This is a genomic window from Mycetocola sp. Y444, from assembly GCF_059445295.1.
This window is the reverse complement of record NZ_JCAIUB010000002.1, coordinates 785,910-807,540: the sequence shown is the minus strand read 5'-3', so window position 1 is coordinate 807,540 and position 21,631 is coordinate 785,910. Positions and strand designations below refer to the sequence as shown.

Here is a 21,631-nt window from a genome sequence, read left to right as displayed (position 1 = left end):
TACTGGCGCTAGCCAGCAAGCTGAAGTCTGAGTTCGCCGAGGCGCGATGCGATGCTGCCGTCGATGACATCGTCGCCGACCTGCACGCGCAGGCCTCCGATGACAGCGGGGTCGACAACCTGGTTGAGACGGATTGCGCGGCCATACTGTGCCGCGAGTCCCTTTTCGAGTCGCTCGAGCTGAGCGGCGCCGAGCGGCCGTGCGCTTGACACAGTGGCGACGGAGAAGCCGCCCTGGTCAGCAACGACGGATGCCGCGTGGCGAAGAAGTTCCCCGATCCGGCGGCCGCGAGGCTGCAGGACGAGGTGCTTGACGATTTCGACGATCTCCGGCGATCCCTTGCCCGTAAGCAGGGTGTCGACGAGTGCGAGTTTTGCGTTCTGGCTGCCGAGCTTCGACCCGAGCGCGAGCTCGAGTTCCGGGTCGGAAGACACTGTCGTGCCGAACTCGAACAGCTGGGCTTCGAGCCTGGCGTCCGGGCCGGCGGAGAGGGCTGCGGCGCGGAGTCCGAGTTCCTCGATTCCGCCGAGCAGGTCCTTCTGGCTTGACCAGCGCGCTGAGACGACATCCTTGAGCAGTGCAAGAGACGATCCGCCGATGCTGCGTGCGAACACGCGATCGACGATCGTCGCCTTGACACCGGCTTGAGCGGACGGGTCCGCGAGGAGCGAGCGCAGCTGACCAGAGTCGCCAACGACCCGGCCGGCTGCGAAAAGTTCCGCAACCGTTGCCAGGTCGACGCGTTCGAGGTCGGACAGTGCCTTCTTCGACTGAGCCAGTGCTTCTCTGGTAGCGCTTCCCATTAGTTGGTTGCCTTCTCCGAAGCCTCGAGGTCCGCGAGGAAGCGGTCGACGATGGCCGTTGCCTTCGCGTCGTCCGACAGCGTTTCGCCGATGACGTTTCCGGCGAGGTCGATGGCGAGTGTTCCAACCTCAGTGCGGAGCGAAACGAGAGCGGCCTGGCGCTCCGCCTCGATCTGCGCCTGGGCGCTGGCTGTCACGCGCTGGGCCTCGACAGTTGCCTGGTTCCGGGCCTCAGCGACGATCTTCTTGCCGTCTTCGCGAGCGGTGTCGCGAATCGAGCCGGCTTCCTGACGTGCCTCGGCGAGCTGAGCGGTGTACTGCTCAAGAGCTGCCTCAGCCTGACGCTGTGCCTCATCCGCCTTGGCGATGTTGCCCTCAATGGCCGCAGTACGCTCTTCGAGCATGGTCTGCATCTTAGGAAGAACGAGCTTCCAGAAGAGCACCAAGAGGATGACGAAACACACCGCCGACCAGACAATGTCGTAGGTCTCGGGGAGAAGAGGGTTCTTGGTAGTACCCTCTTCAGCCGCCGCAACGAGTGCGTGAAGCATCTTGCCTCCTTACGAGGGGTGAAAGAGGACTAGTTGGTGAAGATGAAGTAGGTGGCGATACCGATGAAGGCGAGCGCCTCGGTGAAGGCGATACCGATCCACATCAGAACCTGGAGGCGACCGGCCAGCTCAGGCTGACGGGCGACACCCTCAATGGTCTTGCCAACGACGATTCCAACGCCAATGGCTGGGCCGATGGCTGCGAGACCGTAACCGACCGTCGCGATGTTTCCGTTGATCTCGGCGAGAACGGTTGTTGCGTCCACGTGTGTTTCCTTCCGTGATGTAAGAGTAGGCGGTCGCCGACTCTTTTTAGTGCTCTTCAGCTACCGCGAGCTGAATGTAAACCGCGGTAAGCAGGGTGAAGACATAGGCCTGGAGAAATGCGACCAGGATTTCGAACAGGGTGAAAGCGAAGCCGAAGGCGAAGGTGACGGCGCCGAGGCCGATGAACCATCCACCGAGGGTGATCACGAAGAACTGCGTCGCCGCGAAGAACAGCACGAGCAGGAGGTGCCCGACGACCATGTTCATGAGCAGTCGGAGGGTCAGCGTGACCGGCCGGATGACGAAGGTCGAGATGAGCTCGATCGGCGTAACGATGATGTAGACGGGCCACGGGACACCGGCGGGGAACAGCGAGTTCTTGAAGAACTTCCCCGGGCTCTTCCTGACGCCTGCGTAGATGAACGTGACGTACGAGATCAGTGCGAGGACGAGTGGGACACCGATGACCGACGTTCCGGCGATGTTGAGGAACGGGATGATGCCCGTGATGTTCATGGCCGCGACCATGAAGAACATCGTCGTGAGGATCGGCAGGAACCGCTTCCCGTCGACCTTGCCGAGGAGGTCCTCGGCGATGTTGACGCGAACGAAGTCCAGGGCCATCTCGATGAGGTTCTGGAACTTTCCGGGAACAACCTTCATGTTCCGGGTTCCGAGCCAGAACACGACGATGAGCACGGCGACGACGAGGAACCGGATCAGCATGATTCGGTTGATGTCGAATCCGGTGCCCTCGAAGAGCACAACATCCGGGAAGAATTCAAGAATCGACGGACCGTGGAACGACGTGTCGTCGGTTGAGGTCTGAACCAGTAGGTTCACAGCGTTAGCTAACAGCGCGCTCTCCTGTTTCGGGCGTGGAGCTAAGCTCTCGCGACGACGAACAATGGGGGGTGCAAGACAGCCACGAACGAAGTGGGATGCTCAAGCGGGAATACATACCAACACTATCAAACGATAAGCATCCCCACGAACCGAGCGGCGAACTAAACACCTCGATCAGTGCGATCTGTTGTTGTCGCCGGGAAGAATGACGTCGCTGGCATACAGCATCCGTGACCGGGAAACGATGACGACGTCGATCACGAGGGTGACGAGTACGCCGGTGATGATGCTGAGGAAGAGGACGACCGGGTTGATCCACGGCTGGTCCTTGAGCAGGAGCGCCATGACGAGGAACAGCACGAACTTCACGATCCAGCCGCCGAGCACCACCCCGAAGAAAATCGGCACGTAGAGGTCGCTCCCGAAGAACCGGTTCGCAAACAGGATGCTGCCCGCCGTGATGCTGAGGAAGACGAGCGCGAGCGCTGTTCCGATCAGTGCACTGCCCAGGCCGACTGTGCCGTCGACGATATAGCCGATGCCGCCACCGATGACGGCGATGGCCAGCGATGCGACGGCTCCCCATTTGAGACTCTGCCGGAAGATGGGTGTTGATTTCATCGCTGATCTTTCTGTGGTTCGTTATCCCGTGGTTCGGAACTGGGCTCTGCGGCAAGCGCGCGGCTCACCACGTCTTCTGAGATTGGTGCGTCCGGGCTGCGCACATCCGCCGCAGCATCGAGCGGGTCGAAGCTCGCAAGGTCTTCAGCGACCTCCGTGCCCTCCTCCGCAGACTGCACGGTGATCTCAACGGCTTTCCGCTTGCCGAGGGGGGCCAGCGTGAAGACCGTGCAGACGATCACGCCGACGATGAGGAAGACGAGCGCGAACCAGTACGGCTGAAACACGAAGAACATCAGGCAGGACAGCGCGATCACGGCGGTCCAGGCGTAGAACAGCAGCACGGCGTGGAAGTGCGAGTGGCCCATGTCGAGGAGCCTGTGGTGCAGGTGGAGGCGATCAGCGCTGAACGGCGACTTGCCGGCGCGGAGGCGCCGGATCACCGCGAGTGCGAAGTCGAGCAGCGGAACGATGAGGATCGCGAACGGAAGGATGATCGGGATGAACGCCCCGAGCAGCTGGCTCCGCCCGACCACACCCGCATCTGACGGGTTCGCGCTGAGCGCCGACGGGTCGATCTGCCCCGTGATCGCGACGGCAGACGTCGCCATGAGCAGGCCGACGAGAAGCGCGCCGGCATCTCCCATGAACATCTTTGCGGGATGCCAGTTGAGCGGGAGGAACCCTGCGCACGCACCGACGAGCACCGCGGAGATCAGCAGCGACAGGTTGAAGAAGCTCGACTGGCCCATCTCGCGGACGAGGAGGTACCCATAGACCAGGAAGACACCGTTGGCGATCAGTCCGACGCCGGCGACGAGACCGTCGAGGCCGTCGATGAAGTTCACGGCGTTCATGACGAGCACTATCGCGAAAATCGTCAGTGTCGCGCTCATCCACGACGAGCCGACGGTGAGACCGCCGATGGGAAGGGAGTAGATCTGCACGCCGAGCCACGCGATGAGGCCAGCGGCAAGGAACTGGGCGGCGAGCTTGATCATCCAGTCGAGGTCCCAGATGTCATCGGCCACGCCGACGAGCACGATCAGGAACGAAGCGCCGAGAATGGCGAGGATGGGGCCCGGGTCGGCGAAGGTGTCCTTGAAGAACGGGTTCTGCGAGGCGATCGCGAACGTCGCGACCACGCCGATGAACATCGCAACTCCCCCGAGCCTCGGGGTTGGCTTGGTGTGTACGTCACGATCGCGAATCGACGGGTAGAGCTTGAATTTGAGCGCCAGCTTGTAGACGACGATCGACATCAGAAAGGTGATCAGCGCGGTGACCGCCGCGATGATCGCGTAGAGGGTCATGCGTCTGACACACCGTCCTCCGGCACCGGGTCCTCGAGGACGTCACCGATCACGTCGCGGATCTGCTCGCGCGAGATCGCACCCTCACGAAGGATCGACAGCCGTCCGCCCGGGGCGATCAGCCGTGTGGCGTCCACGATCGTCGATGCGACAGTCGCCGACTCGCCGCCGTCGAGGTAGACCTCAACCGTGTCCCCGAGCATGGCTTCGGCGGCCCTGGCGGTTGTCGCCGCGGGCTGACCGGTGAGGTTCGCACTCGACACAGCGAGCGGCCCCGTCTCGGTGAGCAGCTCGAGCGCAATGCGATTGTTGGGCATCCGCACGGCCACTGTGCCGTCGGTGTCTCCGAGGTCCCATGCCAGCGAAGGCTGCGCGGGCAGAACTATGGTCAGTCCCCCCGGCCAGAATGCGTCGACGAGCTTCCTGACGGCATCCGGAATGACCGCGGCAAGTGCCTCGAGGGTCTGCACACTCGGCACGAGGACGGGTGGCGGTGACTGCCTGGTCCGACCCTTGGCGTCGAGCAGCCGCTGAACGGCCCTCGGGGAGAACGCGTCAGCGGCGATTCCGTACACGGTGTCCGTGGGGATCACGACGAGCTCACCGCGGCGAAGCGCCGTTCGAGCCAGTCGCATGCCGGTGAGGAGGTCTGATTCCACGGAGGAGTCGAAGAGACGTGACATTCCGCCGATTCTATCTGAGCCTGTGTGGGAGGATGCCGCGAATTCGTCTCGGGTCGCAGCGGCCGGGGTGCGCGGTCCCTGCCCAGAACATCACTTGCGGTCGAGAATATCCCGCGCAACTGATGCGCTCGCCCGGAACTGATGCTCTCGCGCGGGGTGGGGGCGGGGCTGGCTAGGCGCGAAGTGCCGTTGTCGTCCGGTCCCGCTGGGTCAGGTCACGGAAGGTCGCGGCGGCGCGCCAGCCGTCGCGGGTGAGGATGTCGCGAATCGCTTCGCCCTGCAACTCGCCATGCTCGATAACCAGCGTCCCGCCCGGTCGAAGCAGCCGGGCAGCCGTCACCGACAGCTGCCGAACGACGTCAAGCCCGTCCTCTCCCCCGTACAGGGCGGCGGGAGGGTCAAAGAACCGCACCTCCGGGTCGCGCGGGATGGCGGCTGCCGGCACGTACGGTGGGTTGGAGATGACAACGGATACCTGTCCGTCGAGTTCACTGAACGCCCCCGCGAGGTCGTCGAAGATCAGTGTCGCGTTGCTCGCGCGCACCTTACGGAAGTTCTGCTTCGCCCAGACGAAGGCATCCACCGAGTTCTCGGCTGCGTAAATGCGCGCGTGAGGGACCTCTGTCGCCATCGCAAGGGCGATGGCTCCTGAACCTGTGCCGAGGTCGATACCGATCGGTTCCGGATCGGAGTCTGCGCTGAGCGCGTCGATGGCGAACTGGGCCACCTGCTCCGTTTCGGGGCGGGGAACGAAGACGCCGGGGCCAACGAGAAGCTCAAGGGCCCTGAAGGGAGCAACCCCGAGGATGTGCTGAAGCGGCTCCCGTGTCGCCCTGCGCTCCACAAGAGCGGCGATCTCACCCGCGTGCTCGGCCGACACCTCGCGGCCCATGACAACGGCGGCCTGGACCTGCCCCCTGCCCATCCCGAGCACGTGTCCGATGAGCAATTCGGCGTCGACGTCCGGGCCCGGAACTCCCGCCTGCTGCAGTGCGGCGATGGCGAGGTCCCTGACGTCACCGACCGACGTCGTGTGAAAAGAAGTCATGCGCTCTCTTAGCAAATCCCTTGCGGTCGTGCCGCCGCAGGTCGAGCTTACCCGCTCGCCAGCGCGCCCCGACCGGAATGCGGGCCGTCACAGGCCGGATAAACCCAGCAATAAGCTGTAACCTGACGCGCATAGTTGCGTCCCCATTACCCAAGGAGCATATTCGTGGCCGGAAAAATCTACGCCAATATCACCGAGGCGTTTGGCAATACACCTCTTGTCCAGTTGAACCGTGTCACGGACGACGCGGGTGCCACCGTGCTCGCGAAGCTCGAGTACTACAACCCCGGATCGAGCGTCAAGGACCGCCTCGGAGTGGCCATCGTCGATGCTGCCGAAGCATCCGGTGCGCTGAAGCCCGGCGGAACCATCGTCGAGGGCACGAGCGGCAACACCGGAATCGCGCTCGCGCTCGTCGGCGCAGCACGCGGTTACAAGGTCATCCTGGCCATGCCCGCGTCCATGAGCACCGAGCGTCGCGTGCTCCTTCGCGCATTCGGAGCTGAACTCGTCCTGACCGAACCCGCCCTCGGCATGAAGGGTGCCGTGGCAAAGGCCGAGGAAATCGTCGCATCGACAGAGGGCGCAATCCTCGCGAAGCAGTTCGCCAACCAGGCCAACGTCGAGATTCACCGCACGACGACCGCGGAAGAGATCTGGCGTGACACCGACGGCGACATCGACATCTTCGTCAGCGGAGTGGGCACCGGCGGAACGATCACCGGCGTCGGCCAGGTGCTCAAACAGCGCAAACCAGGGGTGAAGATCGTCGTCGTCGAACCGCTGGACTCCCCCATCCTCAGCGGTGGGGCCCCCGGCCCGCACAAGATCCAGGGCATCGGCGCCAACTTCATCCCCGACATCCTCGACACCACGATTTACGACGAGGTCGTCGATGTGAGTTTCGAGGACTCGGTCCGCGTCGCCAAACGCCTCGCCGCCGAGGAAGGCATTCTCGCTGGCATCTCGTCCGGCGCAATCATCTGGGCGGCGACAGAGCTCGCCAAGCGCCCGGAGAACAAGGGCAAGCGCATCGTCGCCATGGTCTGCGACACGGGTGAACGCTACATCTCCACCCCGCTCTGGTCCGACCTGCTCGACTGAGAATGAGAATCCTCACCCGCATCCGGGAAGACATTACAGCAGCACGCGTTCACGACCCGGCCGCCCGCGGCAGCGTCGAGATCTTCCTGACCTACTCAGGACTGCACGCCGTGTGGGCGTACCGGCTCTCTTCCCGGATGTGGGTTCGCGGCGCGAAAATGCCCGCGCGTGCCCTGTCACAGTTCGCGCGGTTCCTGACCGGTATCGAGATCCATCCGGGTGCCGTCATCGGGCGCCGCTTTTTCATCGACCACGGGATGGGCGTCGTCATCGGTGAGACGGCGGAGATCGGCGACGACGTAATGCTTTACCACGGCGTCACGCTCGGCGGAAAGAGCCGCGGTCGGGAGAAAAGACACCCGACACTGGAGGACGGCGTACAGGTCGGTGCCGGTGCGAAGATCATCGGCCCCGTCGTCGTCGGCAAGGGCAGTATCGTCGGCGCCAACGCCGTCGTCACGAAGGACGCACCGGCCCTCTCTGTGCTGGTCGGCGTGCCGGCTCGGGCGAGGCCGCGGATACAGGGGAAAACCTACGGACTCACCGAACCGGAATACAACATCTAGGGCGGATGCCGCGGTGCACCCGCGTGCACGCGGCATCCGTTTTCGTCGCAAAAAAGCCGGTCATCGCGAGATGACCGGCTTTTTCGATGTGGAACGACTAGTTGGTGTCGCCGATGTCGGCGAGACGCGCCTCTTCGTCGGCCTGGATCGCTGACTCGATCAGCGGATCCAAGGCGCCGTTGATCACGGCATCAAGGTTGTACGCCTTGTAGCCGGTGCGGTGGTCTGCAATCCGGTTCTCGGGGAAGTTGTACGTGCGGATGCGCTCTGACCGGTCCATGGTGCGGATCTGGGTTTTGCGCTTGGCACTGTCGAGCTCGGCCTGCTCCTCCTGCTGGCGGGCGAGGATGCGCGCGCGAAGGACACGCATTCCGGCCTCACGGTTCTGCAGCTGGCTCTTCTCGTTCTGCATCGCAACGACGATGCCGGTCGGAAGGTGGGTGATCCGCACAGCGGAGTCGGTCGTGTTGACCGACTGGCCACCGGGGCCGCTCGACCGGTAGACGTCGATCTTGAGGTCGTTCTGGCTGATCTCGACCTCTTCGGGTGCGTCGACCTCGGGGAAGACGAGCACGCCCGTCGTCGAGGTGTGGATACGTCCCTGCGATTCGGTCGCCGGAACGCGCTGCACGCGGTGGACGCCGCCCTCGTACTTGAGGTGTGCCCAGACACCCTGTGAGGGGTCAGTGGCGTTCGACTTGATCGCGACCTGGACGTCCTTATATCCACCGAGGTCACTCTCGGTGCGCTCGAGGAGTTCCGTCTTCCAGCCCTTGGACTCTGCGTAGTGCAGGTACATCCGCAGCAGGTCGGCGGCGAACAGCGCGCTCTCGGCGCCGCCCTCTCCACCCTTGATCTCCATGATGACGTCACGGCCATCGTCGGGATCGCGCGGAATGAGCAAGCGGCGAAGCTTCTCCTGCGCCGTCGCGAGTCCCTCTTCAAGCCCGGGGACCTCGGCGGCGAACGCCTCGTCCTCCTTGGCGAGCTCACGGGCCGCAGCGAGGTCGTCCTGCGCCTCGAGCCAGGCGTTGTACGCCGCGATGATTTTCGACAGTTCGGCGTACCGCCTGTTGATTTTCTTGGAGCGAGCCGGGTCTGCGTGCACCGCCGGATCGGCGAGCTGATCCTGCAGATCCTTGTGCTCTTCGATCAGAGTCTTTACCGATTCAAACATGCCTTGTTCCGTCCCTTACGTTTCATCCTGCCATCTGTCCCACGAGAAAACCCGCCTGCCCCGGGCAAACGACCCTCGGGGGCCGAATGCTCGAGGCAAACGGGTTCGTGAACTCAGCTAGCGGTGATCGCGGTCGTGACCCGAACCGGAAACCGGCTGGGGCATCGTCTTCTGCATCTGAACGAGGAATTCGACGTTCGACGAGGTTTCCTTGAGCTTGCCGAGGACGACCTCGAGTGCCTGCTGCGGGTCGAGGCCAGCGAGGGCACGACGCAGCTTCCAGGTGACCTTGACTTCGTCTGCACCGAGCAGCATCTCTTCACGGCGGGTGGACGACGCGTTGACGTCGACGGCCGGGAAGATGCGCTTGTCGGCCAGCTGGCGCGACAGGCGAAGCTCGGAGTTGCCTGTGCCCTTGAACTCTTCGAAGATGACCTCGTCCATCTTGGACCCGGTCTCGACGAGCGCCGTGGCGAGAATGGTGAGCGATCCACCGTTCTCGATGTTGCGCGCGGCGCCGAAGAAACGCTTCGGCGGGTACAGAGCTGATGCGTCGACTCCACCGGAGAGGATCCGGCCCGAGGTCGGTGCAGCGAGGTTGTACGCGCGTCCGAGGCGGGTGATCGAGTCGAGGAGCACGACGACGTCGTGACCGAGCTCGACGAGACGCTTGGCGCGCTCGATGGCGAGTTCGGCGACCGTCGTGTGGTCTTCAGCTGGGCGGTCGAAGGTGGAGGCGATGACCTCACCCTTCACCGTGCGCTGCATGTCCGTGACCTCTTCGGGACGCTCGTCGACGAGGACAACCATGAGGTGAACCTCGGGGTTGTTGATCGAGATGGCGTTGGCGATCTGCTGAAGCACGATCGTCTTGCCGGCCTTGGGCGGCGCAACGATGAGTCCACGCTGTCCCTTGCCGATCGGAGCGATCAGGTCGATGATGCGCTGCGTGAGCTTGCCCTGCTCGGTCTCGAGACGGAGACGCTCCTGCGGGTAGAGCGGGGTGAGCTTGCCGAACTCCACGCGGTTAGCAGCCTCTTCGACACTCTGGCCGTTGACGGACTCAACCTTGACGATCGCGTTGTACTTCTGGCGCGCGTTGCTGTCGTTCTCGCGCGGCTGGCGAATCGCGCCGACGACGGCGTCGCCCTTGCGCAGGTTGTACTTCTTGACCTGGCCGAGCGAGACGTAGACGTCGTTCGAACCGGGCAGGTAGCCCGTCGTGCGCACGAAGGCGTAGTTGTCGAGAACGTCGAGGATTCCGGCGACGGGCAGGAGCACGTCGTCGTCGGCGATTTCGGGCTCGAAGTCGGCCGAGTCGGTTCCGCCACGGCGCTTGCGGTCGCGGTAACGGTTGCGGCCGTTACGGCCACCCTCGTCATCGCGCTCGAGCTGGCGGTTGCCCGCGTTCCGATCGGAATCCTGGCGGTCGGAGGCAGGCGCACGATCGGCGTTGCGCTCGTTGTTCTTGTCGTTGCGGTCGGCGTTCCGGTCGCGGTCGTTACGGTCGGCGTTCCGGTCGCGGTCGTTACGGTCAGCGTTCCGGTCGTTGCCGTTACGGTCGGCGTTCCGGTCGTTGCCGTTACGGTCAGCGTTCCGGTCGCGATCAGCGTTCTTGTCGCCGTTGCGGTCGTTGCCGTTGCGCTCGTTACCGTTGCGCTCGTTGCCAGTGCGGTCGTCATCGCGGTTGGCGTTGTCGCCACCGCGTCCACGGCCACGTCCACGGCCGCGGCCCTGGCGCTCGCCCTGCGACGAATCGGCCTGCGATGCATCGGTGTCGGTGTCGGTGTCGGATGCCGCGTCAGCGTCAGCCTCGACCGTCACGTTCTCGGCACGGTCGGCGTTTTCTGTGCGGTCGGCGTTCTCGGCACGGTCAGCCTTGCTGCCGCGTCCGCGCCTGTTGTTCTTGCGGCCTGAACGCTGGGATCCACTCTCGCGGCCCTCAGCCTGTCCGTCGGCTGCCTGTGCATCAGTTGCCTGCGCGTCAGTTGCCTGGGCGTCGGTCGCCTGTGCCTCGACGGGAGTTGACTCGCCCTGGGCCGATTGCGGTGCTTCCACCGGAGCGACGACGGCGGTGTCCGCCACCGGAGCATCCGGAATGAGTGGTGCACCGTCGGAGTTCACGTGACCAGCAGCCTGAACGCGCTCGCCCGCTTTGGTGGCACCGGTGGAGGCGCGACGCGGTGCGCGCTTCCTGGTGACAGGAGCTGTCGGCTCCTCGGCGGGAGTTGCCTCCGTCACAGCAGGAACCTCAACCGGTGAGTCCTGCGCGACAACTGCGTCCGGCGCGGGGACCTGGGTTTCGGGGGCCTGCTCAGCCGAGGCGGCCGACGCGGCCGGAGCCTCGCCGTTTACCTCGGGAGTGGAAGCGGCCTGGGCTTCGGCAATTCTCTCCACGAGTTCTCCCTTGCGAAGTTTGGATGCGCCCTGAACGCCCCATTGGCTGGCAAGCAGCTGCAGGTCAGAGACCTTGAGGGACGAGAGGTTTGCGCCTGATTCCGTATCAAGACGGATGTTGACGTTAGTCACTAAAAGTGGGTTCCTTCCCCCTGATCCACGTCGAGCGCGTCAGGAGAGCTCATCTTCAGCTGTGGCGGAAGTCAGATTGACTGGCGCCCTGTCTGCTCTTCGAACCGAAGATCACAGGCACACTGCCGTTGCGATGGCGATGGGTTTGCAGAAATGACCCGAAGGCCAGATTTGCCTTATCGGCTTGCCTGTCGGGATGCCTCCCACTCTAGCACCCGGCAGGTAAACAGCGTCACTGTCACGCCGTGTCGCGATTTGGCCCCAGTTCGGGCGACCACAACGATGCGCCGCACTGAGTTAAGCAACTGGGGTTGCTTAACTGCAACAAGCAACATAGGTTGCTTGCATGGAAACCGAGACGCTCGCCGCGACGGCGGCGAACACGACGGACCCCCGTGTGGGCCTGCGCGCGATTGTTTCCCTGCGCGCCCTCGCTGATGCACTTGAACTCAAGCAGGTTGAAGCCGCTCTCCGCGCCGGAATGAGCTGGCTTGAGATCGCAGACGCCCTCGGAGTCACCCGCCAGGCGGTTCACAAGAAGTACGCAAAACGCGTAGACCCCTCGATTCCCGTACCCAGGAGGACCCAGTGAGCTCGTTCACCACCGCCGCAGCGACGATCCAGACGCTTTCGTTGGCCGCGATGGAAGAGGCGTCGCGACGCGGGCAACGCAATGCTGACCTCGAGGACCTCTTCATGGCGCTCGTTCTGAGCGACCAGGTCGCCGGCAGGGCACTTCGCACAGCAGGCATCACGCTCGATCGTGCCAGAGCTGCCGTCGATGCCATGCACTCGGACCAGTTACGTCGCATCGGTGTCGCGATCGACCAGCCGGAACCGGGTCGCATTGTCTTTCACGAGACCCGCGGCTATGAGTGGACGCCGCGGGCACTCACCCTGCTCAAGCGCGCCGGCGATAACGGTTCTGGAGACGCAGCCGCCGTGCTGCGCGAGCTGATCGCCGAGCCCAGCGGACTCATCGATGACCTTCTCGCCCGGCTCGACCTCTCGGCGGCCCAGGTCGAGGCCGCGCTGACGACCGAGGAGCCGAATCCCCCGGCGCAGCGACCGGCCGGCACCGCGGGAATGCCACACTCCGTCACTGGCCACACCGAAGCCTTCGTCCCCGCGAGTGTCGAGACGGTCTGGGCGCTGCTCGCGGATCCCCTGCGCATGCCCGAATGGAATCCGAGTGTCGGAGCGATCGAATCCGACGGCGATGACCACACCGACACGCCGACCGTTGGCGACAGCTGGCTGGCCATCACCCCCACCGTGCACCCCGACGGCAAACCGGCACGCGTAAAGAGGGAATACCGGCGACGGCGAGTGCAGCTTGTCGACTCAGCCGAACCGGTTCGGATCGCCTGGCGCACGAGTTACCCGGACACCACACGTGGCAATGCGAACGTCCTGTCGATCGAACTCGCACCAGCACCCGGCGGAACCCAATTGCGGTTGGCGATGTCCTGGCCTCGCTCGAGCGGCTGGCGAGGCATTGCGCGCTGGCCGCTGCGCCCGCTGCAGCGATTCCTGGCCTGGCTCGGGCTGGTGCAGGTCGGCGGAGGGATTAGTCGGGTTTTTCGGTGAATGCGGGCACGCAACTCGCGCCTCGGTTCAGTGTGCTTGAGGGAGACGCGCGACCAGGCACGGGTTCGGAACATGCGTCCGGTTTGAGTGTGGTTGGGGGGACGCGCGACCACGCACGGGTTCGGTTTGAGTGTGGTTGAGGGAGACGTCTCGTTTTTGAGGTTGCCTTAGTTGGGGCTGCCGCCTTTCGCATCGCTTCGCGATGCGCCCTTCACATCCACGGCGAGGAAGAGGGCGTCCCATTCGGTGTCGGACTCGCTCGCCAGGAGTTCCGCCGCCTCCAGCCGCTGCCCGGGGCCGTCAGCGAGCACCAGGATCGACGGACCTGCGCCAGAAACGACAGCCGCAAAACCGTGAGCTCGGAGCGCAAGGACCAGACGGTAGGTCTCCGGCATCGCGGATGCCCGATAGTCCTGGTGCAGTTTGTCTTCCGTCCCCGCGAACAGGAGTTCGGGGCTCTGCGTGAGCGCAGCGATCAGCAGCGCCGATCGCGAAACGTTGAAAACGGCATCCGAGTGCGGAACGTTCTCGGGCTGGAGGCTCCGCGCGAGCTTCGTCGACAGCGTGTGCTGCGGGACAAAGACGAGCGGCGCGACACCGCGGTGCACGGTGAGCTTCTTGTGCTGCGGACCGGTCGGCTCGACCCACGCGATGGTGAGCCCGCCGAACAGCGCGGGCGCCACATTGTCCGGGTGCCCCTCAAGCTCGGTAGCCAGCTTGAGCAACTGCGAATCGTCGATGTCGACGATGCCGTCGAGCAGGCCCTGGGCCGCGACGATCCCCGCGACAACCGCCGCGCCGGACGACCCGAGGCCGCGACCGTGCGGAATGACATTGCGCGCAACGACATCGACACCCGGAACGTCCTGACCGAGGGCACGGAACGCGTAGGCCATCGACGAGACCACGAGGTTGGTCTCGTCCGTCGGAACCTCGCCGTCGCCGACACCGATGATCTCGACCGTCGCACCCGGTTCATCGCGAACCGTGACGGTGACCTCGTCGTACAGGCTCAGCGCGAGGCCGAGGGTGTCGAAGCCCGGCCCGAGGTTTGCACTCGTGGCCGGTACCCGGACGGTGACGCTTCGACCGGCCAGGCTCACGCCGACCCCTTGGCCAGCCCGAGAACGCTCGCGACCTCAGTGACGTCGACAGGGACGATCGTCGGGGTGATGTCTCCCCCGTCGGCGTTGCGAAGAGCCCACTGCGGGTCCTTGAGCCCGTGACCAGTGACGGTGAGCACAACAGTGGCGTCGGCTGGGACCTGCCCCGCTTCTGAGCGCTCGAGCAATCCGGCAACACTGATGGCGGATGCCGGCTCAACGAAGATCCCGACTTCCTGCGACAGGATGCGCTGCGCCTCGAGGATCTTGGCATCCTCGATGGCCCCGAAGTAACCGTCGGTCGCCTCGCGCGCGGCGAGAGCGAGCTCCCACGACGCGGGGTTGCCGATGCGGATCGCGCTCGCGACGGTCTCGGGGTGCTTGACGATCTCCCCGGTGACGAGCGGCGCGCTGCCGGCCGCCTGGAACCCGAACATGCGCGGAAGCTTGGTGGAGATGCCGCGCTCGAGCTCTTCGGTGTAACCACGGGTGTACGCGGTGTAGTTGCCCGCGTTGCCGACCGGGATGAAGTGGAAGTCGGGTGCGTCCTCGAGCACCTCGACGATTTCGAACGCCGCGGTCTTCTGGCCCTCGATGCGGTCGTTGTTGACCGAGTTGACGAGGTGGACGGGGTAGTTCGCGGCGAGTTCACGCGCCATGTCGAGGCAGTCATCGAAGTTGCCCTGCACCTGGATCAGCTGCGCGTTGTGCGCGATGGCCTGGGCCAGCTTGCCCATGGCGATCTTGCCCTCCGGCACGAGAACAGCCGCGGTGATGCCGGCGTGGGTCGCGTAAGCCGCAGCCGATGCCGACGTATTGCCCGTCGACGCGCAGATGACGGCCTTTGCTCCGGCTTCGACGGCCTTGGAGACCGCCATCGTCATGCCGCGGTCCTTGAAGGATCCGGTCGGGTTCATGCCCTCGTACTTGACCCAGACCTTTGCACCGGTTCGAGCCGACAGTGCTGATGCGTAGATGAGCGGGGTTCCACCCTCACCGAGGCTGATGATCGGGGTCTTGGCCGTTACGTCCAGGCGGTCTGCATACTCGTGCAGAACTCCGCGCCACTGCTTCGCCATTACTAGACTCCTTCAACTCGTAGAACACTGACAACTGACTCAACCACACCGGACGCGTTGAGCGCCGTGACGGTGGACTGGAGAGCTCTTTCCCTGGTGGCATGCGTGCCGATGACGAGGAACGCCGTCGGGACGTCCTCCGTCGATTCGATGGTCTGCTCGACAGTCTCGACCGAGACGCCGCCGTCGGCGAGAACCGTGGCGACCTCGGCAAGAACACCCTGGCGATCATCGACCCTCAGGGTGATCTGGTACTTGGTGACGACCTCGCCGATGGGAAGGAGCGGAAGGTCGGCGTGGGTGGACTCACCGAGACCGGGACCACCGGCGACGTGACGGCGGGCCGCGGAAACGAGGTCGCCCAGCACGGCGGACGCCGTCTGCACTCCCCCGGCACCCGCACCGTAGAACATGAGGGGGCCGGCAGCTTCAGCCTCGACGAAGACCGCGTTGTTTCCGCCGTGCACAGCGGCGAGCGGATGTTCACGGCTCACGAGGGCGGGATACACGCGTGCGGAGACGCCCGATGTCCCGTCTTCGGCGGTGATGCGCTCGGTGATGGCGAGCAGCTTGATCACGTAACCGGCCTTCCTGGCCGCCTCGATCTGCTCGGGTGTGATGTGCTCGATGCCCTCGCGGTAAACGCCCTCCGGGTCGACACTGCTGTGGAACGCGAGGCTCGCGAGGATGGTCGCCTTCTGGGCTGCGTCGTAGCCGCCGACGTCGAGAGTGGGGTCGGCCTCGAGGAACCCGAGCTCGAACGCGGTCTTCTGGGCATCCTCCATGCTGTCGCCGAAGCGGTCCATGCGGTCGAGGATGAAGTTCGTCGACCCGTTGACGATGGCCAGGATCCGGTTGATGTTGTCGCCGGCAAGGCTGTCGCGCAGCGGCCGGATGATCGGGATGGCGGCAGCGACAGCCGCCTCGTAGTAGATCTCTGCCCCGACCTGCTCCGCCTGGGCGAAGAGTTCGGGACCGTGGGCGGCGAGCAGCGCTTTGTTGCCGGTGATGACATCGGCCCCCGAGTTGATGGCGGAGAGGATGTAACTGCGCGCCGGCTCGATGCCGCCCATCAGTTCGATGACGATGTCTGCCCCGACAATGAGCGACTCGGCGTCGGTGGTCAGCAGTTCGCGCGGCAATTCCACGTCGCGCTCGGCGTCGACGTTGCGGACGGCAATACCGGCCAGCTCGAGCCTGGCTCCGACACGGGCGGCCAGTTCCTCGCCGTTGGCGAGAAGAAGCCTCGCCACCTGCGAACCGACGGACCCGGCGCCGAGCAGCGCCACCCGAACTGTGCGGTATTCAGTCATCGTGCATCCAATCCGGCGTCGCGCGCCAGTAGGTCAGCCTCGGTTTCACCGCGGACGATAACCCGCGCTGTGCCGTCTTTCACGGCGACAACGGGCGGTCGCCCGAGGTAGTTGTAGTTGCTCGCGAGCGACCAGCAGTACGCTCCCGTCGCCGGGACAGCGACGAGGTCGCCCGGTGCAACGTCGCCGGGGAGGTAGTCGTCCGAGACGACGATGTCGCCTGATTCGCAGTGCTTGCCGGCGAGACGGATGAGGACCGGCTCTGCGGCGCTCGTCCTGCTGGCGATCCGCACGGAGTAGTCGGCACCGTAGAGCGCTGGCCGGACGTTGTCGCTCATTCCGCCGTCAATGCTGACGTAGCGTCGCGTCGCCGTCGTGCCGGCATCCGTGATCAATTCGACGTCTTTCGTCGTACCCACCTCATAGAGGGTGAACCCGCTCGGGCCGATAATCGCGCGACCCGGCTCGAATGCGACGAGAGGAACAGGGATCTCGAGGCGCGCACACTCCGCGGCGACGATGCCGGCGATCGCGGCGGCGAGGTCGTCGATCGAGTCGGGATCGTCAGCCGTCGTGTACGCGATACCGAAGCCACCGCCGAGGTTGAGCTCTGGCACCGGTCCCGCCGTGAGCAGTTCCCTGTGCACCGCGAGCAACCGTGCCGCGGACTCGGCAAAACCGTCAGCACCGAAAATCTGTGACCCGATGTGGCAGTGGAGACCGAGGAATTCGAGGGAGTCGAACGAACGGATGTCGGCGACGGCATCCGCCGCGTGCTCGAGTGGCAGCCCGAATTTCTGGTCCTCGTGCGCCGTTGCGAGGAAGTCGTGGGTGTGCGCGTGCACACCGCTGTTGACCCGGAGCCGGACTGCCTGACGGCGACCGTGCCTCGCCGCGGCATCCGCAAGGCGCGGTATTTCCTGGAGGCTGTCGATCACGATCGCACCCATTCCCACGGAGACGGACCTGTCGATCTCAGCGAGCGACTTGTTGTTCCCGTGGTGACCGAGGCGCGATGCGTCCACGCCGGCGGCGAGGGCAACGGCGAGTTCTCCCTCCGAGCAGACGTCGATGTTGAGGCCGGCTTCGGTTACCCAGCGTGCGATCTCGGTGGAGAGGAACGCCTTACCCGCGTAATAAACCTTTGCTTTCGACCCGATCGCTTCGAACTCGCGGGAGAAGGCGGCGAGCACATGGCTGGCCCGTTCGCGGGCATCGGCTTCGTCGAAGACGTAGACGGGCGTTCCGAACGTCTCGGCGATCTGGGTGGCCGGAACGCCGGCAACCGTGAGCGCTCCGCTGTCATCGCGGCCGATGTTTCGGCTGAACACCGCTGGAGAGAGGGAATTGGCGTCGTCGGGAACCGCCAGCCACGCGGGGGCGAGTGGGTGAGAAGCCACGGCAGAAACCAATCGTGCGGGTGATGGAGTACCGCGTGAGGGTGCGGTGGAGACTCCCAAATCCTACCGAGAAGTCCTCAGGGTGCGGGAATCGCGAGCGTCAGCAAATTCTGGCACGGGCCGTATGCGCTGCCGGGCATCCAGCTCGTTGTTGGGAAGGGCATCAGCTCGTTACCCTGGCGGCCTGGCCCGCTACCCTCGCGGCCCGCGGGCATCACACCGGATCGGGGCAGGTGCCGCGCGCTCGCAGCGACTCACCATTGAGGGTGAAATCCCTTGCGCGGAGGTTGAGTGTCGCTCTCTCCGGAGTGACGTCGATGCTCGTGATCGTTACGCCAACGGGCAAGCGGTCGGCGACGCAGATGCGCACGGGCTGGGCCCCGAGTATCCGTTCGATCAGACCTGAGACGTCGAGCGACCCGACATCCGACGTCACTGTAGCGGCCACCGGAGTGGCAAGTACGTCGGTTCCGTTGGGTGACAGCGTCGCCTCGACGAGGTAGCCGAGGGTGAAACCAAGAATGGATGCCGAATCCGCGTAACTGACGGTGCCATCGCCGAGTGCCACCTCCGCGTCGTTCCCCGGGAGCGTGAGGAGTTCGTTGATCGAGCCTGGTCCGAGGCTCACCGTGGCGTCGATGTCACCGACGGGCTGCTTGAGGTCGAGCGGCACGTCTGTCGCGACGAGCGTGAAGTCGGCGGGGCTGCCATCCACCATGGCGTCATCGCTCGTCAGCGTGACCTTGTCGAGGCTGCCCGAGAAGATCTGGAACAGCACCCACTCCCCCGCAATGTCCACATCCACATCAGCATCGACCGCTGAGGGCAGGCTGGATTCGACAGCGACGGCGATCGCGTCCGTCGCGATGCCCTTCGTGACGTTCTCGGCGAGAAACAGCCCGCCGATCGCGAGAGCGATCACCGCGGCGACGATCAGCACAACGGCAATCCACCGTGCGGTGCGGTTTTTCCTGCGCGGCGGCTCGGAATCCTCGGTCACGGTTGCATGGCTGCTCAGCGTCTCCCAGCCGTCGATATCCGAGGAGGTCATCGCTACATCCTGTCTGGAGCCGTGACGCCGAGGAGGTCGAGACCGTTGCGGATGACCTGGCCTGTGGCGTCGTTGAGCCACAGCCTCGAGCGGTGCACGTCGCCGATCGGTTCGTCTCCGAGCGGGATCACCCGGCAGTTGTCGTACCAGCGGTGGTACAGACCCGCAACTTCTTCAATGTAGCGGGCAATGCGGTGGGGTTCGCGAAGTTCGGCGGCCTGGGCGACAATTCGCGGGAATTCCTGCAGTGCGCCGAGCAGCGCGGACTCGGTCTCGTGGTCAAGCAGTTCGGGGGCGAACGCCGACCGGTCGACACCCGCAGCCTCGGCGTTGCGGGCAACGGAGCGCGTGCGGGCGTGTGCGTACTGCACGTAGAACACCGGGTTGTCGTTGCTGCGCTTCTTCAGCTGCTCGGGGTCGAGCGTGAGCGGCGAGTCTGCCGGGTAGCGCGCGAGCGAGTAACGCAGCGCGTCAGTTCCGATCCAGGCCTGCAGGTCGTCGAGCTCGATGATGTTGCCCGCTCGCTTGGAGAGTTTGGCGCCGTTGACGCTCACGAGCTGCCCGATCAGAATTTCGATGTCGGTGTCCGGGTTGTCGCCGGCAGCACCGGCAAGCGCCTTGAGCCGGTGCACGTAGCCGTGGTGATCCGCGCCGAGCAGGTAGATCTTGTGCTCGAAACCGCGGTCGGACTTCGAGAGGTAGTAAGCGGCATCCGCTGCGAAATAGGTGTAGATGCTGTTGCCGCGACGAATGACGCGATCCTTGTCATCACCGAAGTCGGTGGTGCGCACCCAGACGGCGTCGTCCTCGTCGAAGACGTGGCCCTGCGCGCGCAGCCGGTCGACGGCCTCGTCGATGGCGCTCAGTCCGGTGTCCGGGTTCTTCGCGTGAAGTGTGCGCTCGGAGAACCAGACGTCGAAGTGCACGTTGAAGCTCGCGAGCGACTTCTCGATCTCGGCGAGCTGGAGTTTGTATGCAAGTTCCCTGGCGGTGGCGAGGGCTTCGGCCTCGTCCTTCTCGAGCAGGTTCGGCTCAAGCTCGAGCACCTGGCGACCGAGTTCGGCGATGTATGCGCCGGGGTATCCGCCCTCCGGCGTCGGCTTGCCCTGGATGGCGGCGAGCACGGAGGCACCGAAGGTGTCCATCTGGCTGCCGGCGTCGTTGATGTAGTACTCGCTTGCGACGTTTGCTCCGGATGCCTTCAGCACGCGGGCGATCGAGTCACCGAGCGCTGCCCAGCGGGTGTGGCCGATGTGGAGCGGGCCGGTTGGGTTAGCCGAAACGAACTCCAGGTTGATCGCCCTTCCGGCCTGCGACTCGTTGCGGCCGTAGGCCTCAGCCTCGTCAACGATCTTCTTCGCGAGCGCTCCCGCCGCCGCTGCGTCGAGGCGCACGTTGATGAATCCGGGTCCGGCGACCTCGGCGGTCGCGACGCCGGGGACGTCGGCGAGTGACGCAGCGAGCTGTGCGGCGAACTCGCGTGGGTTCGTCCCGAGTCGCTTGGCCAGTTTCATCGCCACATTCGATGCCCAGTCGCCGTGGTCGCGGTTCTTCGGGCGTTCAAGAACAACGTCTTCCCGCCGGATCTCGGCGCTCGATCCCTCGCGGTGACTCTCGGCGAGTGGGAGAATGAGGTCGAACAGGGCAGCGGAGAGATCGTCAGGGGTCACAGAGTCAATTCTACGGCAGCGCCCGTGCCTCACCCTTCGGACCCCCGACGCACCATCCGGCATCATCGTCGGAGCACGCGTGGCTTGGTATCTTTTGTACATCCTCACAGAGAGACATCCATGGCCACCTCGCTTCAGTTCCCCCGCTCTTCCCGTTCCTTCGCGCTGATCGTCGCCGTATCCGTCGGCGCTGTCATGCTGACGGGATGCACCCCGGACGCCGAGCCTTCGAGTTCCGCGAGCCCGACCCCGAAGCCGAGCTCAAGCGAGACGAGCGAACCGACTCCGACACCGACCGCGACGGTTCCGCCAAGCGAGACACCGGTCGTGAGCCAGCCCATCGGCGCGTCGTGCGACCAACTCATCACCGCCGACGACATGTACGACTACAACCCGAACTTCAGCCTTGTAGCCGACGGTGCACCGAACCCGGACACCAAGCCGGGCAAGATCGCCGGCATGAACGGGCTCACGTGCCAGTGGGTTAACAACACGAGCAAAGACACCATCGATATCGCAGTGGCCAAACTCAGCGATGACGAGCTCACAGCGCTGAAGAACGTCGCCATAACGGAGAGCACTCCGGTGCCGACCTATGGCGCGCCGCCCATCGAGGGCTACTTCACGGTCATCGATTCCCAGGGCGAAGCGCAGATCTTCACGGGCTCCTACTGGATCGCGGCACGGTCGACGACGTTCTTCGAACCCGGCGACGTTGAGCAGCTGGCCATCGCGGCGATGCAGAATCTTCCGGCGTAGCTCCTCCACGATCGAAACAACCGTCGGACGCGGGCAATCGGCGCGCTGAAATTCTGGTAGTTTTGAGTTGTACGCCTTCGTAGCTCAGGGGATAGAGCGTCGGTTTCCGGTACCGCAGGTCGGGGGTTCGAATCCCTCCGAGGGCACATAGAGAAAGA

22 protein-coding genes and 1 tRNA gene are annotated in these 21,631 nt (G+C 64.6%); 6 read left to right on the top strand and 17 right to left on the bottom strand.

The window, feature by feature from the left end; all coding sequences use genetic code 11:
* Window positions 1–8 precede the first annotated feature (8 nt).
* From AC1C2M_RS10445 to prmC, 8 genes are all read right to left on the bottom strand, one after another.
* The gene (locus AC1C2M_RS10445) at window positions 9–803 is read right to left on the bottom strand and encodes a F0F1 ATP synthase subunit delta (RefSeq protein WP_483405693.1); all 795 of its coding nucleotides are present in this window, start codon (window positions 801–803) and stop codon (window positions 9–11) included.
* Complete coding sequence (locus AC1C2M_RS10440) at window positions 803–1,354, bottom strand: F0F1 ATP synthase subunit B (protein ID WP_483405692.1); 552 nt, start codon at window positions 1,352–1,354, stop codon at window positions 803–805. The genes AC1C2M_RS10445 and AC1C2M_RS10440 overlap by 1 nt, the downstream gene beginning before the upstream one ends.
* A gap of 29 nt (window positions 1,355–1,383) precedes the next feature.
* Window positions 1,384–1,620, bottom strand: a complete 237-nt coding sequence (atpE, locus tag AC1C2M_RS10435; RefSeq protein ID WP_108390493.1) for an ATP synthase F0 subunit C — start codon at window positions 1,618–1,620, stop codon at window positions 1,384–1,386.
* 46 nt (window positions 1,621–1,666) lie between these two features.
* Complete coding sequence (atpB, locus tag AC1C2M_RS10430) at window positions 1,667–2,464, bottom strand: F0F1 ATP synthase subunit A (protein WP_483405691.1); 798 nt, start codon at window positions 2,462–2,464, stop codon at window positions 1,667–1,669.
* Between the two features lie 177 nt (window positions 2,465–2,641).
* The gene (locus AC1C2M_RS10425) at window positions 2,642–3,088 is read right to left on the bottom strand and encodes a Cg1360 family ATP-synthase-associated protein (protein ID WP_483405690.1); all 447 of its coding nucleotides are present in this window, start codon (window positions 3,086–3,088) and stop codon (window positions 2,642–2,644) included.
* Window positions 3,085–4,401, bottom strand: a complete 1,317-nt coding sequence (locus AC1C2M_RS10420; RefSeq protein ID WP_483405689.1) for an MraY family glycosyltransferase — start codon at window positions 4,399–4,401, stop codon at window positions 3,085–3,087. Before AC1C2M_RS10420 ends, AC1C2M_RS10425 begins: the two co-directional genes overlap by 4 nt.
* Window positions 4,398–5,084, bottom strand: coding sequence for an L-threonylcarbamoyladenylate synthase (locus tag AC1C2M_RS10415; protein ID WP_495436323.1), 687 nt, complete (start codon window positions 5,082–5,084; stop codon window positions 4,398–4,400). Before AC1C2M_RS10415 ends, AC1C2M_RS10420 begins: the two co-directional genes overlap by 4 nt.
* A 172-nt stretch (window positions 5,085–5,256) precedes the next feature.
* Window positions 5,257–6,132, bottom strand: coding sequence for a peptide chain release factor N(5)-glutamine methyltransferase (gene prmC / locus AC1C2M_RS10410; RefSeq protein WP_495436321.1), 876 nt, complete (start codon window positions 6,130–6,132; stop codon window positions 5,257–5,259).
* Between the two features lie 165 nt (window positions 6,133–6,297).
* Between prmC and cysK the strand changes: the two genes are divergently transcribed.
* Together cysK and epsC are read left to right on the top strand one after the other, a co-directional pair.
* Entirely contained in the window at window positions 6,298–7,236 is a 939-nt protein-coding gene (gene cysK / locus AC1C2M_RS10405; protein ID WP_483405686.1) for a cysteine synthase A, read from the top strand.
* A gap of 2 nt (window positions 7,237–7,238) precedes the next feature.
* Window positions 7,239–7,802 (top strand): serine O-acetyltransferase EpsC, encoded by a 564-nt coding sequence (epsC, locus tag AC1C2M_RS10400; protein ID WP_483405685.1) that lies wholly within the window; start codon window positions 7,239–7,241, stop codon window positions 7,800–7,802.
* A gap of 97 nt (window positions 7,803–7,899) precedes the next feature.
* Here the strand turns inward: epsC and prfA are convergent, their stop codons facing one another.
* Window positions 7,900–8,979 carry a peptide chain release factor 1 gene (gene prfA / locus AC1C2M_RS10395; RefSeq protein WP_108390484.1) on the bottom strand — a complete coding sequence of 360 codons (1,080 nt, stop codon included), beginning with the start codon at window positions 8,977–8,979 and terminating at the stop codon, window positions 7,900–7,902.
* A 117-nt stretch (window positions 8,980–9,096) separates the two neighbouring features.
* Window positions 9,097–11,508 (bottom strand): transcription termination factor Rho, encoded by a 2,412-nt coding sequence (rho, locus tag AC1C2M_RS10390; protein ID WP_495436320.1) that lies wholly within the window; start codon window positions 11,506–11,508, stop codon window positions 9,097–9,099.
* Between the two features lie 346 nt (window positions 11,509–11,854).
* On the opposite strand from rho, the gene AC1C2M_RS10385 reads away from it, so the two are divergent.
* On the top strand, window positions 11,855–12,100 hold the full coding sequence (locus AC1C2M_RS10385; RefSeq protein WP_483405683.1) for a hypothetical protein: 246 nt from the start codon (window positions 11,855–11,857) through the stop codon (window positions 12,098–12,100).
* Window positions 12,097–13,098 carry an SRPBCC family protein gene (locus AC1C2M_RS10380; protein ID WP_495436318.1) on the top strand — a complete coding sequence of 334 codons (1,002 nt, stop codon included), beginning with the start codon at window positions 12,097–12,099 and terminating at the stop codon, window positions 13,096–13,098. The genes AC1C2M_RS10385 and AC1C2M_RS10380 overlap by 4 nt, the downstream gene beginning before the upstream one ends.
* Before the next feature lie 167 nt (window positions 13,099–13,265).
* Here the strand turns inward: AC1C2M_RS10380 and thrB are convergent, their stop codons facing one another.
* The 7 genes from thrB to AC1C2M_RS10345 form a co-directional block, all read right to left on the bottom strand.
* The gene (thrB, locus tag AC1C2M_RS10375) at window positions 13,266–14,201 is read right to left on the bottom strand and encodes a homoserine kinase (protein WP_495436316.1); all 936 of its coding nucleotides are present in this window, start codon (window positions 14,199–14,201) and stop codon (window positions 13,266–13,268) included.
* Window positions 14,198–15,280: a threonine synthase gene (thrC, locus tag AC1C2M_RS10370; protein WP_483405680.1), complete on the bottom strand. Its 1,083-nt coding sequence runs from the start codon at window positions 15,278–15,280 to the stop codon at window positions 14,198–14,200. Before thrC ends, thrB begins: the two co-directional genes overlap by 4 nt.
* Window positions 15,281–15,282: 2 nt before the next feature.
* Window positions 15,283–16,593, bottom strand: coding sequence for a homoserine dehydrogenase (locus AC1C2M_RS10365; RefSeq protein ID WP_495436315.1), 1,311 nt, complete (start codon window positions 16,591–16,593; stop codon window positions 15,283–15,285).
* Window positions 16,590–17,993: a diaminopimelate decarboxylase gene (lysA, locus tag AC1C2M_RS10360; RefSeq protein WP_495436314.1), complete on the bottom strand. Its 1,404-nt coding sequence runs from the start codon at window positions 17,991–17,993 to the stop codon at window positions 16,590–16,592. The genes AC1C2M_RS10365 and lysA overlap by 4 nt, the downstream gene beginning before the upstream one ends.
* 214 nt (window positions 17,994–18,207) lie before the next feature.
* Window positions 18,208–19,044 carry an LmeA family phospholipid-binding protein gene (locus AC1C2M_RS10355; protein WP_495436313.1) on the bottom strand — a complete coding sequence of 279 codons (837 nt, stop codon included), beginning with the start codon at window positions 19,042–19,044 and terminating at the stop codon, window positions 18,208–18,210.
* A 2-nt stretch (window positions 19,045–19,046) separates the two neighbouring features.
* Window positions 19,047–20,714, bottom strand: a complete 1,668-nt coding sequence (locus AC1C2M_RS10350; protein ID WP_495436311.1) for an arginine--tRNA ligase — start codon at window positions 20,712–20,714, stop codon at window positions 19,047–19,049.
* A gap of 134 nt (window positions 20,715–20,848) precedes the next feature.
* Window positions 20,849–21,055, bottom strand: coding sequence for a hypothetical protein (locus AC1C2M_RS10345; RefSeq protein ID WP_483405675.1), 207 nt, complete (start codon window positions 21,053–21,055; stop codon window positions 20,849–20,851).
* Here AC1C2M_RS10345 and AC1C2M_RS10340 point away from each other — a divergent pair.
* Together AC1C2M_RS10340 and AC1C2M_RS10335 are read left to right on the top strand one after the other, a co-directional pair.
* A complete protein-coding gene (locus AC1C2M_RS10340) occupies window positions 21,042–21,473 on the top strand; it encodes a hypothetical protein (protein ID WP_483405674.1) in 432 nt (143 codons plus the stop codon). The genes AC1C2M_RS10345 and AC1C2M_RS10340 overlap by 14 nt on opposite strands.
* Window positions 21,474–21,546: 73 nt before the next feature.
* Window positions 21,547–21,619, top strand: a tRNA-Arg gene (locus AC1C2M_RS10335).
* The last annotated feature ends 12 nt before the right edge of the window (window positions 21,620–21,631 follow it).

Bases quoted from the DNA above. Each gene is read 5' to 3' on its own strand.
- AC1C2M_RS10385 (WP_483405683.1), top strand. From the start codon at position 11,855: ATGGAAACCGAGACGCTCGCCGCGACGGCGGCGAACACGACGGACCCC.
- AC1C2M_RS10440 (WP_483405692.1), bottom strand. From the start codon at position 1,354: ATGCTTCACGCACTCGTTGCGGCGGCTGAAGAGGGTACTACCAAGAAC.
- thrC (WP_483405680.1), bottom strand. From the start codon at position 15,280: ATGGCGAAGCAGTGGCGCGGAGTTCTGCACGAGTATGCAGACCGCCTG.
- AC1C2M_RS10355 (WP_495436313.1), bottom strand. From the start codon at position 19,044: ATGACCTCCTCGGATATCGACGGCTGGGAGACGCTGAGCAGCCATGCA.
- AC1C2M_RS10420 (WP_483405689.1), bottom strand. From the start codon at position 4,401: ATGACCCTCTACGCGATCATCGCGGCGGTCACCGCGCTGATCACCTTT.
- AC1C2M_RS10425 (WP_483405690.1), bottom strand. From the start codon at position 3,088: ATGAAATCAACACCCATCTTCCGGCAGAGTCTCAAATGGGGAGCCGTC.
- AC1C2M_RS10345 (WP_483405675.1), bottom strand. From the start codon at position 21,055: ATGGGCTGGCTCACGACCGGTGTCTCGCTTGGCGGAACCGTCGCGGTC.
- AC1C2M_RS10415 (WP_495436323.1), bottom strand. From the start codon at position 5,084: ATGTCACGTCTCTTCGACTCCTCCGTGGAATCAGACCTCCTCACCGGC.
- prfA (WP_108390484.1), bottom strand. From the start codon at position 8,979: ATGTTTGAATCGGTAAAGACTCTGATCGAAGAGCACAAGGATCTGCAG.
- epsC (WP_483405685.1), top strand. From the start codon at position 7,239: ATGAGAATCCTCACCCGCATCCGGGAAGACATTACAGCAGCACGCGTT.
- AC1C2M_RS10445 (WP_483405693.1), bottom strand. From the start codon at position 803: ATGGGAAGCGCTACCAGAGAAGCACTGGCTCAGTCGAAGAAGGCACTG.
- prmC (WP_495436321.1), bottom strand. From the start codon at position 6,132: ATGACTTCTTTTCACACGACGTCGGTCGGTGACGTCAGGGACCTCGCC.
- AC1C2M_RS10365 (WP_495436315.1), bottom strand. From the start codon at position 16,593: ATGACTGAATACCGCACAGTTCGGGTGGCGCTGCTCGGCGCCGGGTCC.